The organism is Citromicrobium bathyomarinum, from assembly GCF_038594605.1.
Taxonomy (GTDB): domain Bacteria; phylum Pseudomonadota; class Alphaproteobacteria; order Sphingomonadales; family Sphingomonadaceae; genus Alteriqipengyuania; species Alteriqipengyuania bathyomarina_B.
Map to the genome: position 1 here is coordinate 50,459 of NZ_JBCFZM010000004.1, position 16,265 is coordinate 66,723.

16 protein-coding genes and 1 pseudogene are annotated in these 16,265 nt (G+C 65.5%); 10 read left to right on the top strand and 7 right to left on the bottom strand.

Translation table 11 applies throughout. The annotated features are described in order from the left end of the window. The first annotated feature begins 96 nt into the window (after window positions 1–96). Window positions 97–957, top strand: coding sequence for a TetR/AcrR family transcriptional regulator (locus AAG612_RS14415; protein ID WP_342511313.1), 861 nt, complete (start codon window positions 97–99; stop codon window positions 955–957). On the opposite strand, the gene AAG612_RS14420 is transcribed toward AAG612_RS14415, so the two are convergent. Further along, window positions 954–1,547 (bottom strand): TetR/AcrR family transcriptional regulator, encoded by a 594-nt coding sequence (locus AAG612_RS14420; RefSeq protein ID WP_342511315.1) that lies wholly within the window; start codon window positions 1,545–1,547, stop codon window positions 954–956. The two genes, AAG612_RS14415 and AAG612_RS14420, sit on opposite strands and share 4 nt — an antisense overlap. A gap of 141 nt (window positions 1,548–1,688) precedes the next feature. Here AAG612_RS14420 and AAG612_RS14425 point away from each other — a divergent pair, with 141 nt between their 5' ends. The 3 genes and pseudogenes from AAG612_RS14425 (at window position 1,689) to AAG612_RS14435 (ending at window position 3,174) form a co-directional block, all read left to right on the top strand. Then, the gene (locus AAG612_RS14425) at window positions 1,689–2,186 is read left to right on the top strand and encodes an MmgE/PrpD family protein (protein WP_342511317.1); all 498 of its coding nucleotides are present in this window, start codon (window positions 1,689–1,691) and stop codon (window positions 2,184–2,186) included. Continuing rightward, window positions 2,138–2,377 (top strand): annotated as a pseudogene (locus AAG612_RS14430) (MmgE/PrpD family protein); the annotation flags it as partial. The gene AAG612_RS14425 and the pseudogene AAG612_RS14430, both read left to right, overlap by 49 nt. A gap of 5 nt (window positions 2,378–2,382) precedes the next feature. Beyond that, a complete protein-coding gene (locus tag AAG612_RS14435) occupies window positions 2,383–3,174 on the top strand; it encodes an MmgE/PrpD family protein (protein ID WP_342511319.1) in 792 nt (263 codons plus the stop codon). Between the two features lie 92 nt (window positions 3,175–3,266). Here the strand turns inward: AAG612_RS14435 and AAG612_RS14440 are convergent, their stop codons facing one another. Continuing rightward, window positions 3,267–4,445 carry an amidohydrolase family protein gene (locus tag AAG612_RS14440; protein WP_342511321.1) on the bottom strand — a complete coding sequence of 393 codons (1,179 nt, stop codon included), beginning with the start codon at window positions 4,443–4,445 and terminating at the stop codon, window positions 3,267–3,269. A 110-nt stretch (window positions 4,446–4,555) separates the two neighbouring features. On the opposite strand from AAG612_RS14440, the gene AAG612_RS14445 reads away from it, so the two are divergent. Both AAG612_RS14445 and AAG612_RS14450 read left to right on the top strand, forming a co-directional pair. Further along, the gene (locus tag AAG612_RS14445; protein ID WP_342511323.1) at window positions 4,556–5,479 is read left to right on the top strand and encodes an acyl-CoA thioesterase; all 924 of its coding nucleotides are present in this window, start codon (window positions 4,556–4,558) and stop codon (window positions 5,477–5,479) included. Continuing rightward, complete coding sequence (locus AAG612_RS14450; RefSeq protein ID WP_342511325.1) at window positions 5,476–5,877, top strand: VOC family protein; 402 nt, start codon at window positions 5,476–5,478, stop codon at window positions 5,875–5,877. The genes AAG612_RS14445 and AAG612_RS14450 overlap by 4 nt, the downstream gene beginning before the upstream one ends. 15 nt (window positions 5,878–5,892) lie before the next feature. Here AAG612_RS14450 and AAG612_RS14455 read toward each other — a convergent pair whose 3' ends face one another. From AAG612_RS14455 to AAG612_RS14470, 4 genes are read right to left on the bottom strand one after another with little or no spacing between them, the layout of a single operon-like run. Next, window positions 5,893–6,126 (bottom strand): hypothetical protein, encoded by a 234-nt coding sequence (locus AAG612_RS14455; RefSeq protein WP_342511327.1) that lies wholly within the window; start codon window positions 6,124–6,126, stop codon window positions 5,893–5,895. Then, a complete protein-coding gene (locus AAG612_RS14460; RefSeq protein ID WP_342511329.1) occupies window positions 6,108–6,698 on the bottom strand; it encodes a carboxylesterase family protein in 591 nt (196 codons plus the stop codon). The genes AAG612_RS14455 and AAG612_RS14460 overlap by 19 nt, the downstream gene beginning before the upstream one ends. Beyond that, window positions 6,698–7,249 (bottom strand): carboxylesterase family protein, encoded by a 552-nt coding sequence (locus AAG612_RS14465; protein ID WP_342511331.1) that lies wholly within the window; start codon window positions 7,247–7,249, stop codon window positions 6,698–6,700. Before AAG612_RS14465 ends, AAG612_RS14460 begins: the two co-directional genes overlap by 1 nt. Beyond that, on the bottom strand, window positions 7,246–8,871 hold the full coding sequence (locus AAG612_RS14470) for a carboxylesterase/lipase family protein (RefSeq protein WP_342511333.1): 1,626 nt from the start codon (window positions 8,869–8,871) through the stop codon (window positions 7,246–7,248). Before AAG612_RS14470 ends, AAG612_RS14465 begins: the two co-directional genes overlap by 4 nt. A gap of 100 nt (window positions 8,872–8,971) precedes the next feature. Between AAG612_RS14470 and AAG612_RS14475 the strand changes: the two genes are divergently transcribed. Continuing rightward, the gene (locus AAG612_RS14475) at window positions 8,972–9,385 is read left to right on the top strand and encodes a carboxylesterase family protein (RefSeq protein ID WP_342511336.1); all 414 of its coding nucleotides are present in this window, start codon (window positions 8,972–8,974) and stop codon (window positions 9,383–9,385) included. Window positions 9,386–9,484: 99 nt separating this feature from the next. On the opposite strand, the gene AAG612_RS14480 is transcribed toward AAG612_RS14475, so the two are convergent. Continuing rightward, the gene (locus tag AAG612_RS14480) at window positions 9,485–10,129 is read right to left on the bottom strand and encodes a TetR/AcrR family transcriptional regulator (protein WP_342511340.1); all 645 of its coding nucleotides are present in this window, start codon (window positions 10,127–10,129) and stop codon (window positions 9,485–9,487) included. 95 nt (window positions 10,130–10,224) lie between these two features. On the opposite strand from AAG612_RS14480, the gene AAG612_RS14485 reads away from it, so the two are divergent. The 3 genes from AAG612_RS14485 to AAG612_RS14495 are packed head-to-tail and all read left to right on the top strand — an operon-like array spanning window position 10,225 to window position 16,121. Next, a complete protein-coding gene (locus tag AAG612_RS14485; protein WP_342511342.1) occupies window positions 10,225–11,412 on the top strand; it encodes an efflux RND transporter periplasmic adaptor subunit in 1,188 nt (395 codons plus the stop codon). A gap of 3 nt (window positions 11,413–11,415) precedes the next feature. Beyond that, the gene (locus tag AAG612_RS14490; RefSeq protein WP_342511344.1) at window positions 11,416–14,661 is read left to right on the top strand and encodes a multidrug efflux RND transporter permease subunit; all 3,246 of its coding nucleotides are present in this window, start codon (window positions 11,416–11,418) and stop codon (window positions 14,659–14,661) included. After that, the gene (locus tag AAG612_RS14495; protein WP_342511345.1) at window positions 14,661–16,121 is read left to right on the top strand and encodes an efflux transporter outer membrane subunit; all 1,461 of its coding nucleotides are present in this window, start codon (window positions 14,661–14,663) and stop codon (window positions 16,119–16,121) included. The genes AAG612_RS14490 and AAG612_RS14495 overlap by 1 nt, the downstream gene beginning before the upstream one ends. Window positions 16,122–16,265: the final 144 nt, after the last annotated feature.

A 16,265-nucleotide genomic window follows, 5' to 3' on the forward strand; every position in this document is an offset into this window, starting at 1 on the left:
TTAGAATATCGGGTACGATATTGAGACGGATTTTTCCGCAGCCTCACTCGCGCAATCCGGTGGACACGTACGCCGGGATGGGAATAGCCTTGCGCCATGGAGCTGACGCGCACCGAATTGTTCGAACACATCTGGACCGAGCCGATGGGGGCGGTCGCCAAGCGCTATGGCCTTACCGGCAATGGTCTGGCGAAGATCTGCGACCGGCTCGAAATCCCGCGCCCGCCGCGATCGCACTGGACCCGCAGCGCCTCCGCGCGCGATCCGCGCCCGGAGCTGCCGCCCGCGCCGATCGGCCTGAGCGAGACTTTTGCCCTGGGCCGGCGACAAACCCGCCAGTCGCCCGGCACCCGGACGCGCATGTCCGCCGAGGAAAGGCGCCAGCACCTGATGGACACGGCGAGCGTGATTGCGCTCGAAGAGGGGCTGTCGACGGTGACGATCCGCGAGGTGGCCCGGCAGGCCGGGATTAGCGAGACACAGGTGCATAACTGCTTCGGCGGGCGGACCGAGCTGCTGCTGGCCCTCGCCCGGCGCGAGATCGCGACGCAGGAATCGCAGCGGCGCAAGCGTATCGCCCGGGGCACCACCCATCAGACACGCGTGATGCTCTCCACCATCGGATATCTGCACGAGGCCGCCCGGCGCGGACCGTTGCTGCAGATGCTGCTTCGCACACCCGAGGTACGCGACGCGCTGAAGCCCGAATGGGCCATCCAAAGCGACGCGGCGCGTGCGCCGATCCTCGAGCAACTGGTCGGCGGCGGCAAGATGGACCTGCAGAGCGCGCGCGCATCGACCGCCGCGCTGACCGCGGTCAGCCTGAAGGCGGGCGGAATCGTGGCCAGCAAGCGCGCGCCTTTCGCGATGGTCGAGGAAATCTGCCTGAACGTGGTGATGGCCGGCGTTTTCAGCGACGACCGCCTTGCCACCGCGCGGGCCGGGTCGGAAAGCTAGTCCGGCGGGGCATCCGCAAAACCGTCGACCGAGGCCGAAACGAGTCGGCGGCAGGTGGCGTGCGCGGTATCGTGATCGATTTCCCGTTTGCGAACCAGCCGGGCCAGCGCTTCGGGTATCCCGGCCGTCAGTTCGAGCAGCACGAAGGCCTCGCGCGGCGTCAGGCTCAGCGCGCGGCGGGTTTCCTCGGCAATCCGCCGAAGCAGGCCGCGGAACTGGCGCTGGCTCTCGGGCCCGAGCGGACTGTCCTGATGCCGTTCGCGCAGGATCAATTGCAGGATCGGCCCGCTCTCTATCAGGTAGTCGAGATAGGCGGCATAGGCGGCGCTCGCACATTCGCGATAGGTCGTGTCCCGCGTCTCGAGTTCGGGCAGGATACGGCCAGCCAGCCGGTTCAGGTGGCGCAGGAACAGCGCGTCGATGATCGCCGGAACGCCATCGAAATAGACATAGAGCAGACTGCGACTGACGCCGACCCGGTCGGCCACTTCGCCAAGCGACAGATTGAGCGTGCGGCCTTCGCGGATCAGATCTTCCGCTGCGGCCAGCAGTTGCTGCTCGCGATCACCCTCTGCCGACATGGCTTCCATGGGCCCGCTGTGCAGCGACCCCGCGAAATTGGCAAGGTAGCGCGAGGCCGATCACCGCATTTATCACTATTGGTTTGACTGTCAGAACCCGGCTCGTCACCCTTTCGTACGCAGAGAGGGAGAGACAGGTCGAGAAAAGGCATGACACGACGCGGACTTATCAAGGCGGGAACGGCGGCCAGCGCACTGGCGGTCACGGCGCCGGCATTTGCGGCCCGGCAGGAAGCAGCCGGATCGACGCCCGAGCCCGAAGGGTGGCGCGAGATCGCGCCCGCACTGACCGGTTATATCGCAGGGGCCGCGAGCCATGCCGTCCCTGCCGCAATCCGCGAGCGCGCGCGGCTCCACATCCTCGATACGCTGGCCTCGATCGTCGCATGCCACCCGCTTGAAGCCGCAAAGCTGGGCCGTAGCTATGCCGCCGCCATGTCGCCGGTAGGGGAGAGCCCGATCCTGGCGTCGCGCCAGACCGCCTCCCCGGTCGATGCGGTGTTCGCTTCGGCGATGACCGCGCATGCGGCGGAGATCAACGATTTCATCCCTTCCGCCTATTCCAGCCGGGGCCTGCCATCGTGCCGACGGCGTTGGAGGTGGCGCGGCTCAACAAGCGTACGGGTGCGGATCTGGTCGGCGCGGTGACTGCCGGATACGAGATTGCCGGCAGGCTCCCCAAGGCGATCGGCACGCGCAACCTCTACCTCGCAGGCCTCGCCAACCATGGCGTCGCGCCCACATTCGGCGCGGCGGCGACGGCGGCCTCGTTGATGGGTCTGTCAGCCGACGGGGTCGATCACATGCTCGCTTACTGCGCGCAGCAGGCGTCGGGATCGTGGCAATGGCTGCTCGATGTGGGCATGTTGAAAAGGCGTTCGTCTTCGGCGGGATGGGCGCGCGTAACGGGATGCAGGCGGCACAGATGGCAAAGCTGGGCTTCACCGGCGTTCCTGCCAGCTTCGACAACGAGAACGCGTGGTTCCGCTGGCGCGCATTCCAGGGCGAAGGCGCGAACCACGCCTCGCTGGTCGAAGGGCTGCACGAGGACTACGAATTGTCGCTTGCAGCAATGAAGCGATACCCGGTCGGCGGACCGACCCAGCCCGCGGTGCGCGCGCTGCTCGACCTGCGCCAGAGCGTGATGCCCGGCGAGGTAGAGAGCATTACCGTGGCCATGCCCGGCGAGGCCGCGACGTTCGAGCGCGCGAACATGCCCGCGCTCAACATCCCCTACCTCGCCGCGATCATCATGCTCGACGGGCAGCTCGATTTCGTATCCGCGCAGTCGCTCGACCGGCAGGCGAACGACGAAGCGGCGAAGGCTTTCGCGCGCAAGGTGACCGTGATCCGCGACGAGGCGCAGGAAATGGGCGAAGGCGAGTATCGCACCGAGAGCGCTCGGGTAACGCTTACCCACAAGGACGGGACGCGCGAAGAACGCTATGTGGCCTACGTCCCCGGCTTCCCCACGCATTCGCTCTCGAAAGAAGAGGTGGAGCTAAAGGCGCACGAGCTGGTCGAGCCCGTGCTGGGCTCGGCCAAAGCCGACCGGCTGGTGGCCCTGTGCGACGGCCTCGATAGAGCCGAAAGTGTCGATCCGATCATCGACCTCATGCGTTTCGAGAGCGCCTGACGCGCCCGAACTGAGAGCCACAAAAAGGGGGAAGCATCGCGTGGATGCTTCCCCATCAGTCTCCTCGAGAGGAAGGCTACTCGAGTGGAAGGTTATTCCGCCGCTTCGGCCAGAGCCTCGCTCTTGCGGAACATCATGTGATCGTAATTGGTGCGGTAGAACATGTCCTTCACCGCCTCGTCGAACCCTTCGAGCGAGGCTTCGAACTTCCCGAAGGGGTCCTTCGTCCCCTCCGGGTGCGGATAGTCGCTGGAGAACAGGTAGAGCTCTGGCGCCGAGTCGCGGATCATGTGGCCCACATCCTCGTTCGGAAACGGCGTGAAGCGGACCGCGCGCTTGATGTATTCCGAAGGCATCAGGTCCATGTCCTTCAGGTACTGGTCGGTCTTGTTGAACGAGTACCAGCCGTGGTCGAGCATGCGCAGGAACTCGGGCACCCAGCCCGCCCCGCTCTCGATCACGCCGCCGCGCAAATCGGGGAAGCGCTGGAAGACGCCGTCATAGACCATCGCGGTGAGGAATTCCTGCGGCGCGTACCACAGGCACATGAAGTCGGGGAACCGCAGGTTCTCGCCGCCGCCGTGCAGATCGGCCGCACGCTCGCGCCCATTGTTGCGGAACTTGCTCGGCTGGGTTTTCGTGCCCGGCCCGATGTGCAGCATGAAGGGGATCTTGTTATCCTCGAGATACTGCCAGAACGGATCGAAGTCCGGGTGCCCGGGGCTCTTGTCGCCCGCAGGCCCAGCGCTGAACATCACGGCCTTCGCGCCCGCCTCCACGGCACGCTTCGCCTCGGCCAGACCACGGTCGGGATCGTCGAGCGGGGTGAACGCGACGCAATCGAGCCGCGGGTCGGCTTCGCAGAAATCCTGCTGCGCCTTGTTCAGCGCAGTCGCGGCGGCGTAGCGCTGGTCGTCCGTCTCTGCCTTGGTGATCGCGCCCAGGCCGAAGGTCGGGAAAACCAGTTGCCGCTGGAAGCCGAGCCAGTCGAGCGCCTCGACCCGCTCTTCCTTGTCGAAGCCGCCATAGCCCAGCCAGCCCTTGGCCCCTTCGATGGGGTTCTCGAGCGCCTTTGCGCGCGCTTCGGGGTCCTGTTTGCGCGCCTTGGCGGCGTCGATCATCTTGACGATCTTCTCCCCGCCTTCGCGCTTCGAATAGACCTCGGAATAGGCCTCCTTGTACTCGCCCTCCAGATAGGGGGCGAGCCAGTCCTGCGTTTCCATCGTGTGCGAATCGGCGTCGTTCACGACGCGGCCCTTGGTGTAAGTCATCGGTCTCTCCATGCGTTTCCCCGCCTACATGTCACACTAGTTGTTATAGTGTCAACGGTGCTGCACAAAGCTCCTGCAAAGTGCAGTTTGCCAACTTTTCTCGGTCTGACTTGCCATCGCCGACTTGGCTGAATATCGGGTACGGACCACCCGGGAGTCCGAATATCGCCGATTTAGTCACAATCCTCGCACTCGAGACCGTCGACGACGCGACTTTCGAAGGCCGGTCCGGCCCGGCGATGGGCCCGCGCCTGTTTGGCGGCCATGCGATTGCGCAGGCTTTGCTCGCCGCATCGGCGGTGGAGGATTCTGCGCGCCTGCCCCATTCGCTGCATGCCCATTTCCTCAAGGCCGGGTCGAGCGCGCATCCGGTCCGCTACGTGGTCACCCCGCTATCGGCAGGGCGAAGCTTCGCGGTCCGGCGGGTCGACGGGTTCCAGGGCGATACGCTGATCTTCACGATGACCGTATCGTTTCATATCGAGGAACAGGGCTACGAGCATACGAGCCCCGCCCCCTTCCCGCTCGATATCGACGCCGCGCTGGCAGGGCTGGAGGCATGGCGCGCGAGCGATGACACATCGGTCAGCATCCCGATCGTCGAGCGGTTGCAGAAGCGCCCGATCGAGATCGTGCCGATCGACCCGGGCCTGCTGTTCGGGTCGGAGGGACGCGAGGCGAAGACCGCCGTGTGGATGCGGATGCGCGAGACCACGGGTGCCGAGCCACTGCTCCAGCGCGCGCTGCTTTCCTACGCGTCGGACATGATGTTCCTGCGCAACGCGTTGCTGCCGCACGGCATCCGCCCCGGTAGCGATACAATACAGGCCGCCTCGCTCGACCATGCGCTGTGGTTTCACGAGACGCCCGACTTCGACGCCTGGCACCTGTTCGCCACCGAAAGCCCCTGGGCAGGCCACGCCCGCGGCCTCAATCGCGGCCACTTCTACGACCTCAATGGCCGCATGGTCGCCAGCGTCTCGCAGGAGAGCCTCATGCGACCGAAAAATCATCACCGGAAGGAAACCAAGTGAGCACGACCGCGCCAGCGCTCTTCACCTTCGTCAAACTGACGGTGGCGGATATTGATGCCGCAACCGCGTTCTTCGAGAAGGGGTTCGGGCTAACGCATGCCGACACGGTCGACACGCCGGGCTTTCGCGAACACATGATGACGGGCGCGAAGGGGGCGACGACGATCGTCCTGTTCCACTGGAAGGACGGCCGCGCGATCGACACCGGCAACGGCTATGGCCCCGTAGGCATGATCTCGCGCGATCTCGATGCCGACCTCGCCCGCGCGATCGCCGCCGGAGCGAAGCAGAGAGGCGAAACCGTGAACTTCGGGCCCGCACGGATCGCGTTCGTGACCACACCGCAAGGCCACGAAATCGAGATCATGCAGATGGGCGAGGCGCGGGCCGCCGCGTAGTCGCGGGCCCCGCCTTCAGTCCTCGTCCCGCCCCGTGCGCCCCGGCTCTGCCGCCAGCCAGGCGACAGCGTGATCGTTCGCCTCACCGCGCGCTGGCCAGGTGAAGTCACCACCACAATCGAGCCGTGTGGCGCTGGTAGCCGTCTTCGCAAACGCGACCCAGCAGGAATGCACCAGCGAGGCGACACGCATGTCCTCTTCGGTCGGTCCCTGCGGCAGCAGCTGATAGGTCACCAGCGTGTCGAACACGAAGGGCAGCTCGCCACCGTGCGGAGCGCCGTTCGGATCGCGCTCTCGCAAGGCTTGCGGCACGTAGTCGAAGTAGTACTGGACACCGGCGCGCCATCTTCGGCCAAGTCGGCGATCCGCTGCCTCCCGACGAGCCGCCCTTCGTCCGAATTGGTGCCGAGCATCAGCAGCACATCGTGCTCCTCCCCCGCTTCGAACGTCTCCATGATCGAAGCGGACTTCACCACCCCGTCGATGATCGTGCGCAGGCCGAAGGCGGCAGCGCGATCGGAGAGGAAACGCTCTGCCGGTAGCGCGCGCACTTGCGCCGCCGTCGCGTTCGGCAGGCCGAGAGCCTTCGCCGACGCCTCGCCGTGCGCTTCCGCCACCGCCAGCGGAGTACCCGGCGTCGGCAGCGATCCGGTCGACTGGAAAATGGCCTTCTCGAACAGCCCCTCGGCCAGGGGAGAGGTGACCAGATTGGCGGTCATCGTCGCCCCGGCGCTCTCGCCGAACAGCGTGACATTGTCCGGATCGCCGCCGAAACTTGCCGCATTCTCCTTTACCCAGCGTAGCGCTGCGATGGCATCCATCAGCGCATAGTTCGCGTTCGGGCCATCGCCTTCTCCGCGCTCAAGGCCGGGTGTGCCCAGCCGCCCAATCCGCCGAGGCGGTAGTTGATTGTGACCAGCACCACTCCGTCGCGCGCAAAGGCATCGCCGTGATAGGTCGGCAGGCTGCCCGCGCCGACCACTCCGCCGCCGCCGAACAGCCAGGCCATCACCGGCGCATCGCGCGCATCCTTGGGCGCCCAGATATTGCGCGTCAGGCAATCTTCCGAGACCCGGCCTGCATAGCCGCCGAAATTGGGCGATCCATCATCGTTTACCGGCTGGAGGCAGGCCGGGCCGAAGCTCTTGGCCGCCTTCACCCCGTCCCATTCGATCGGCTGGCGCGCGCGCCAGCGCCGCTCGCCGACGGGCGGCTTCGCGTAAGGCACGCCGCGGAAGACCGCCGCATTGCCCTCGACCGAGCCTTCCAGCTTGCCCGAACTCGTCTGCACTACCGGATTTAAGCCGGCTGTATCGACGGTCGCGCAGGCGGACAGGGCGAGCGTGGCGAGCAGGAGGCCCGGCAGTTTCACAAGCCGCGTCCCTCGGGCAGGAGCCGCTGGAGCAGTTCTCGCTCCTCCCCATCGGGATCGTTCACGACCTTCGGATCGAGATCGAAGAGCATCGTCGCACGGTTCTGCAAGTCATAGGTCGGCCATTGCGGCAGCGCCGGGGTATTCGGATCACCGGTGCGCGCGAACGCGATCCAGGCATCGGCCATCAGGGCCGCCATCCGCTGGGTCTCGTCCGTCTCGGGCCCGGTATAGCTGGTCGAGCGCGCGACATTGTCGAACACGAAGGCGATATCGAGCGCATGCGGCGTTTCCAGCCGCCCGCCTTCGACCGAGGTCTTCCAGTCGAGACGATACATGTAGACCGGAGCGGACTGCTGGCTCTTGCGCTCCGCCTGCAAAAGCGCGGTGCCGCGATAATTGCGGAAGGTCGCGACCTGGAAGAACACGTCGCTGGGATCGTAGTCCGGATGCGCCGCGCGCATGCCTGCGATCACCTCATCGACATCGGCATCGCCGGTAAAGGCCTTCAGCTTGACGGGCAACTGCTCCCATGTCAGCGCAAAATTCCCCGGATTGCCGAGCCCGCCCTGCAGGCGCATCTCGTTGTTGTTCGTGCCGACCAGCAGCGGGATATCGGCAGACACGGGGTTGGCATCTGGCGAATAAGGCTGACGCGTGAGCGAGCGGCCGTCGACCACGGGGCGATAATACGCTCCCCGGCTGCGCGACTTCATCATCGCCGCAATGAGATCGTCGATCGGCATGGCCGCAAGTTCCTCGATGCGCGAAACGCCGGCGGTGGTCATCAGGTCCTTCGCCAGAGGCGTACCGACGCGCGGCGTGAACCCGGTGAGCGACATCGACCCCGACTGCGCGATGGCGCGCTGGAACAGGCCGCGCGCATCCTCCATCGCCATCAGGGTGGAAACCTTGGCCGCCCCGCCGGATTCGCCGAAGATCGTTACATTGCCTGCGTCGCCGCCGATCGCCTGTGCGTGATCGCGTACCCATTCGAGCGCCCTGACGATATCGAGACTGCCGAGATTGCCGCTGTCGGCATATTTCGGATCGTCGGTCAGCCCGCCGAGATAGGAATAGCCGAGCGCATTGAGCCGGTGGTTGAGCGTGACGACGACCACATCGCCCCGCTCCGCCAGCCGCGACCCGTCGTACCCGTTGCTCGAACCCGAGCCGGTGACGTAGCCGCCACCGTGCAGCCAGACCATGATCGGGCGCTTCTTCCCGTCGCCCAGCCCGCGGGTCCAGACGTTGAGGAACAGGCAATCCTCGCTGGTGCCGACCGTGTTGGCCCAAGATGCGAAGACGGGCACATCGGGGGACGGGCGCTGCGGGCATTCGCTGCCGAACTCGGTTGCGGCAAGCGGTTGCGACCATGGCTGCGGGTCCGCCGCGCGCTGGAAGCGCCGTCCTTCGGTCGATGCTGCGTAGCGGATGCCGCGGAAGACGTTGACCGTATCGCTCTCGCCCTCGCGCGAGCCGACCTCCGGACCGTACTGCGTCCTGAGAACGGGTGCGGTTTCGGCCTGCGCAGGAGGGGCGGCAGCGTCAGTGGTCGCGCAGGCCGACAGCCCGAGTGCGGCGGCGGTGGCAAGGCCCACCCAAAGTTTGCGGATCGTCATTATCCTCATCCCTCTCGTCTCAGTTTTCCGAGTAATATGGCAAGGCGGTCAGGTCGGAGGCGCGCACCCCCCGCGCCCATACCGCCCGGCCAACCACGAATTGCTCTTCGGGCGCATCGGTCGCCTCGAGTCCGACCTCACCTTCCGCAAGGGTGCGTTCGCGCAGGCCGAGCTGAAGGCGAAGCAGGCGGGCGCGCCGGTATGGGCCTATCTCTGGACCCAGCCGAGTCCGGCGGCGGACGGGCGTTTCGGCGCTGTCCACGGGATCGGTGTCGCGCCCAGTCTCTACAACACGCGCGGGGTGCTCAACGGATCGAGCAAGGAGGCGAACGATCTCGCCGCCGCGATCGCATCGAGCTGGGCGGCCTTCGCGGCGAACGGCGATCCGAACAACGAGCGCGTGCCGCGATGGGAGCCTTACTCTGCGCCCAAGCGTGCTACGATGATTTTCGATGAGAATCTGCGGGTAAAAAACGATCCGCGCGCAACCTTCCGCAAACACTGGACGCCCTGAGGGCGCATAAGTCCCTGCTCAGCTATCGAGCTGGGACGAGGTATCCGGACCTTGGAGGTCGGCCCGAGGCAATCTCCAGCGCAGCCCCGTTCGGCTGTTCTATTCGGGAGCGCAGGCTGCGCCCCCGGTCTGATCGCTCAGGCCTGCGCCCCTGAGGAAGAAGTCGATCCGGGCGCGCAGGCGCTCGGGCGAATGGTCCAGCCCGGCGCCGTGACCGATGGCATCGAGGTGCAGATCGCTCACGAAGAGGTCCATGAGCATATCGGCGAGCAGTTCGGGCGATCCGCTCGTCGAGATTCCCTCGCTCTCCCACTGCACGAAGAGCCGTGCGAGCGCTTGACGGGTGCGCGTTGCGGTCCGTTCCAGAAAAATCCGGGCGAAATTCGCATCCTCGATGCTGCGCGCGATGACGATCCGTACCAGCGCGACCAGGTCCCGGTCGAGGAAGTGGAGGCGCAATCCCTCGCCGATGCGGTGGATGACCTGCGAAGGGCTCCCTCCCGCCGCGGCCGACTGCTGGATGATCGCCTCTCCCGAAGCGGCCTTTTCGAAAACCACGGCTTCGAACAGCCCGTCCTTGTTGCCGAACACCTTGTAAACGGTCGCAAGCGAGCCACCCGCACGATCGACTATGTCCTTGAGAGTGGTGCGTTCGTATCCCTGCTCCACGAACAAGGCCCGCGCAGCGTCGATGATCGCCCTCTTGCGACGGTCGAGACGACAAAATTCGGGCAGCCGGGTCATATTTGAGAATCTCTATCAATGTGGGTTGCGGGGCAAGGGTGTAATTACTATTACACCTTCGCACCTGCACAATAGCTGACTGAAAGCCGTCCCCCATGAAGCCGATCCTCGCTGGCCTGGCTGCCTGCCTCCTGCTCACCGCCTGCTCTTCCAGCGAAGAGCCGCCTGCGCCCCAGGCGCTCCCGGTCAAGGCGATCACCGTCGCCTCTCAGACCATTCCCAACGTCATTGAGCTGCCCGGGCGGGTGGAGCCGGTGCGCACCGCAGAGGTGCGCGCCCGCGTGACGGGGATCGTGCAGGAGCGACTCTACGAGGAAGGGACCGATATCCGGGCAGGCCAGCCGCTGTTCCGGATCGATCCGCGCGAATTGCGGGCGAGCTATGCGCAGACCAAGGCGGCACTGACGCGCGCTCAGGCGACTGCCGCCAACGCACGTGCCGTGGTCAATCGCTATCGCCCGCTGGTGGATGAGAACGCCATCAGCGGCCAGGAATACGACGCCGCCCTTGCCGCCGCACGCGAGGCCGAAGCGAATGTGGCACAGATTCGCGCCCAGCTCGACGCGTCGTCGCTCCAGCTCGGCTACACCACCGTACGGGCGCCGATCTCCGGCCGCGCAGGCCGTGCGCAGGTGACCGAGGGTGCGCTCGTCAGCCAGGGCGAAGGCACGCTGATGACGCGCATCGAACAGATTTCGCCTGTCTATGTCAGCTTCGCACAAGCCGCGAGCGAGGTCCTGAAACTGCGCCGCGCGATCGCGGGCGGCGAGGTGGACCTCGACGACAACGACCAAATCGAAGTGCGGCTGACCTTCTCCGACGGCACCGCATACCCCGTGCCCGGGTATATCGACTTCCTCGCCTTCTCGGTCGACCAGCAGACCGGCACGGTCGAGCTGCGCGCCGAATTCCCCAATCCCGATCGTCTGCTGCTGCCCGGCGAATTCGTCCGCGCGCAGATTTACGCAGGCCAGATCGATAACGGGCTGACCGTGCCGCAGCGCGCGGTCACGCTGACGAAGGATGGCGGGACGGTCTATGTCGTCGATGGCAAGGGAATGGCGGCCATCCGGCCGATCAAGCTCGGCGCAATGGTCGATGGCAACTGGATCGTCGAAAGCGGCCTCAAAGCGGGCGACAAGGTGATCGTCAGCAACCTGCAGAAGATCCGCCCCGGTGCGCCGGTCCAGATCGCCAACACGCCGACCGGGCGCAAACCTGCCGCCCAGCCTTCTTCCAAGCCGTCTGCCAAGCAGCCCGAACGCACGAGCGGGGGCGAGTAAACCATGCCACGTTTCTTCATCGACAGGCCGATCTTCGCCTGGGTCGTTTCGCTCGGCATTCTGCTGGCGGGTTTCCTCGCCCTGCGTGCCCTGCCCATCGAACAATATCCCGAAGTCGCCCCGCCCTCGCTGACCATCAGCGTGGTCTATCCCGGTGCCGACGCCGAAACGCTTGAGGAAAACGTCACCCAGGTGATCGAGCAGCAGCTCAACGGGGTCGAGGGTTTCCTCTACATGTCCTCGTCCAGCCTCTCGAACGGCACGGCGAGCATCACGCTGACGTTCGAAGCGGGCACCGATATCGATATCGCGCAGACCGAGGTGCAGAACCGGCTCAGTACGGTCGAAGCCCGGCTGCCCGAAGAGGTGCGCCGACAGGGGATCACCGTGCGGCAGGCCAATGCGGGATTCCTCCTGATCGTGGCGCTGACGTCCGAAGGCGGCGCCTACGACACGACCGACCTCGGCAATATCGCCTCGAACCAGGTCGTCGACGAATTGCGCCGCGTGCCTGGCGTGGGCGACGTGCAGCTGTTCGGTTCGCAATATGCGATGCGCATCTGGCTCGATCCCGATGCGCTCGCTTCCTATAACCTGTCGCCCAGCGCGGTTCTCGCCTCGATCCGCGAACAGAATGCGCAGACCGCAGGCGGATCGATCGGCGCGCAGCCGGTGGCGGACGGGCAGGAAATCACGGCAACGATCTCGACCGAAGGCCGCTTCAGCACCGTCGAGGAATTCGAGAACATCATCCTGCGCGCCAGCAACGGCGCCGCCGTGGTGCGCCTGGGCGAAGTCGCCCGGGTCGAGATCGGCGCGCAGAGCTACGCCACATCCACCTCGCTCAACGGCCAACCGATGGCGGGAATGGCGGTCCAGCTCGCGACCGGTGCCAATGCGCTTGCCGCAGCGGAGGGCGTGAAGGAGCGACTGGAAGAAATCGCACCGGGTCTGCCGGGCGATGTCGCCTGGTCCATTCCCTACGACACGACACCCTTTGTCGAAGCGTCGGTGGAGGAAGTGGTCAAGACGCTAATCGAGGCCATGTTCCTCGTCTTCCTCGTCATGTTCCTGTTCCTGCAGAACTGGCGCGCGACGCTGATCCCCACGCTGGTGGTGCCGATCGCACTGGCCGGCGCATGCCTTGGCCTGTGGTTGTTCGGTTTCTCGATCAACGTGCTCTCGCTGTTCGGCATGGTGCTGGCCATCGGCATCCTCGTCGACGACGCCATCGTGGTGATCGAGAATGTCGAGCGGATCATGCGCGAGGAAGGGCTCCCGCCGGTGGAGGCGACGCGCAAGGCGATGGGTCAGATCAGCGGAGCGATCATCGGGATCACCCTGGTGCTGATCGCGGTGTTCATCCCGATGGCGTTCTTCCCCGGGTCGACAGGCGGAATCTATCGCCAGTTCTCGGTCACGCTCGCGATTGCGATCTTCTTCTCCGCGTTCCTTGCCCTGTCGCTGACGCCCGCTCTGTGCGCGACCTTCCTCAAGCCGATCGAAAAGGGGCATGATGCTTCGGCAGAGATCGGGGTGGACGAAGAGGCCGAAGCGCAGCCCGGCTGGCGCGGTCGTCTGGCGCGCGCACGCGGCAGGTCCGCACGCTTCTTCGGCCGCTTCAACCGCTGGTTCGCGCGGATGCAGGACAAGTACGGACGCGCCAATGATCGCATCCTTTCGCGTCCATGGAGAGCGTTCGCGGTCTTCCTCGCGCTCGGGCTCGTCACGGTGCTGTTGTTCATGCGCCTGCCCACGGCTTTCCTGCCGACCGAAGACCAGGGATACCTGATCACCGCAGTGCAGGCCCCCCCGGGTGCCACCACCGAACGCCTCGATGAATCGCTCGATGAGGTCACCGGTTACTGGATGGGCCGCGAAGAAGTGGAAAACCTGGTGGTCGTGCGCGGATTCAGTTTCTTCGGCCAGGGTCAGAACAATGCGCTGATGTTCTCTCCGTTCAAGCCGTGGAAGGAACGGACCGGGGAAGGCAGCAGCGCGGGAGAAATCCTGGAAGATGCGACGGCACGGTTCAGCCAGATCGACGGCGCACTCGCCTTCGTGATCCAACCGCCCGCCATCCAGTCATTGGGCCAGGCGAGCGGTTTCACGCTCAAGCTACAGGATCGCGCCGGCCTTGGCCGCGAGGCGCTGACCGCCGCGCGCGACCAGATGCTGGGCATGGCTTCGCAAAGCCCTGCCGTCGCGAACCTGCGGCCCGAGGACCAAGGTCCGAGCCCCGAGGTCGAGATCGATATTGATCGGGTGCAGGCGCGTGCGCTCGGCCTGTCGCTGAACGACGTGAATGCCGCGCTCTCGATCACCTTCGGCTCGGCCTACGCGAACGACTTCAACCGCGATGGCCGCGTGCTGCAGGTGCTTGTGCAGGCAGACGCACCCTATCGTATGACACCCGAAGACGTGCTGGCGCTGCGTATTCCCAACGCACAAGGCGAACTGGTGCCGTTCAGCGCCTTCGCCAGTGCAGACTGGTCCGCTTCGCCGGCCAGCCTGTCGCGCTATAATGGCTATCCCGCAATGACCCTGTCGGGCATGGCCGCGCCCGGCAAATCATCGGGCGCTGCGCTGACCGCGATGGAAGAGATGGCCGACCAGTTGCCCCAGGGCATCGGTTACGAATGGACCGGCATTTCCTACGAGGAAAAGCAGGCCGGCGGCCAGATCGGTCTGCTGCTCGGCCTGTCGGTGGTGGTCGTGTTCCTCGTGCTGGCTGCGCTCTACGAAAGCTGGGCGGTGCCGCTCGCGGTGCTGCTGATCGTTCCGATGGGTGTGCTGGGTGCGGTGCTGTTTTCGATGCTGCGCGGCCTTTCGGCGGATGTCTATTTCAACGTCGGCCTGATCACCATCATCGGCCTCGCCGCGAAGAACGCGATCCTGATCGTCGAATTTGCGATCGAGGAGGAAGAACGCGGGCTGAGGCGGATCGACGCCGTGAAAGCCGCTGCAAAGCTGCGCCTGCGCCCGATCATCATGACTTCGCTCGCCTTCACCATGGGCATGGTCCCGCTGGCGCTTGCAAGCGGTGCGGGTGCGGCCAGCCGCATCGCGGTCGGCACCGGGGTGATGGGCGGGATGATCGCGGCCACCTTGCTCGGCATTTTCCTGATCCCGATGCTCTACCTGCTGGTCCGCCGGAATATCAGCCGCAAGCAGCCGCATGCCGCCGGGCATCTGGATGAGCCCGATACCGCAAAACCCATAGCGGACAGCGAAGGGAAACCCGCGTGATGAACCGTCCCGTCAGAACCCTGATCGCCCTTGCAGTATCTACCAGCGCGCTGGCCGGATGCGCGAGCATGGCACCCGAGCATACCCGCCCCCCGGCGGCCACCGCGCCCGCGTACGATCCGGACTACCGGCCCGATGGAGAGGTGGTCGCCTCGCAGCTGTCCTATCGGGACTGGTTCACCGACCCGCGCCTCGTGCAACTGATCGGCACCGCACTGGAAAGCAACCGCGACCTGCTCGCCGCGACGGCGCGGATCGAACAGGCCCGTGCGCGCTATCGGATTCAGGACAGTCGCCGCCTGCCGACGGTGGTCGCCAATGGCAGCGCCACCCGGTCGCGTCAGCCGCTGGGCGTCAATCCGGCGCTGGATGCGGGCGATGTCGAAGGCGCACCGGATTCGATCACCTCTAACCGGTTCGAGGTCGGCGTAGGCGTCAGCGCTTTCGAACTCGATTTCTGGGGCCGTATCGCCAGCTTGAGCGATCAGGCGCGCGCGCAGTATCTGTCCACCGTTGCGGCGCAGCGGGCGTTCTACCTCTCGCTGATCGCCGATACCGCGACGACCTATTACGAGATCGTCGAGACGCAGGAACAGATCGCGCTGGCCGAAGCGACCGCGAAGAGCCGCGAAGAGGGGCTGCGGATCGCCAGGCTCCGGCTGGATAACGGCGTGACCTCCGCCTTGCCATTTCGTCAGGCGGAAACGCTGCTGACGCAGGCCGAGCAGCAACTGTCGAGCGAGAAGCTGGCGCTGGCCCGTTTGCGCAACCAGCTTGCCGTGCTGGTCGGCGGAAACATGCCCGAAGGTTTGCGCGACGGGCTGACACTGGCAGCCCAAGGCAGCGAACCGCGCCTTGCTGCGGGCATGCCGTCCGACCTGCTGCTGGTCCGGCCCGACATCATCGCCGCAGAAGAAGAACTGCGCGCGGCGCGCGCCAATATCGGCGCGGCCCGGGCAGCGTTTTTCCCGACCATCTCGCTCACCGGGAATGCGGGCTTTTCCTCAAACAGCCTCGATGGTCTGTTCTCGTCCGACGGGCTCGGCTGGAGTTTCGGCCCCTCCATCTCCCTGCCGATCTTCGACTGGGGCGGGCGCGAGGCCGATCTCGATCTCGCGCAGGCGCTGGAGGTGGAGCAGGTCGCGAACTACGACAAGACCGTGCAGACCGCCTTCCGCGAAGTGTCGGATGCCCTCGCCGGGCGACGCTACCTCGCAGAGCAGGTCGCAACGCTGGAACGCGCGGTCGAATCGCAGGAGCAGATCGCCCACATTGCGCGCCTGCGCTATCGCGAGGGCGTGGCCGACTATCTCGAAGTGCTCGATGCCGAACGCAACCTGTTCAGCGCGCGCCAGCAATTGCTGACGACCGAACGTGCGTGGCTGCAGAACCGTGCTACGCTGTTTGTGGCGCTGGGGGGAGGGTTCGACCCTGCCGAGCCAGGTCCGGGCCCGGGCTAAAACCCCGCGGCTGCGGCGGCTCGCCCGAAGGCGTGACGATGCCCTGATGGATACCTCGAGTATTCAGTGCGAAAACAAAAGGTTTCTTGGGGTTTCCTCGTCAATTCTCAGGGCCGCTTGGCACACTGCGGACCTATCCTCGCA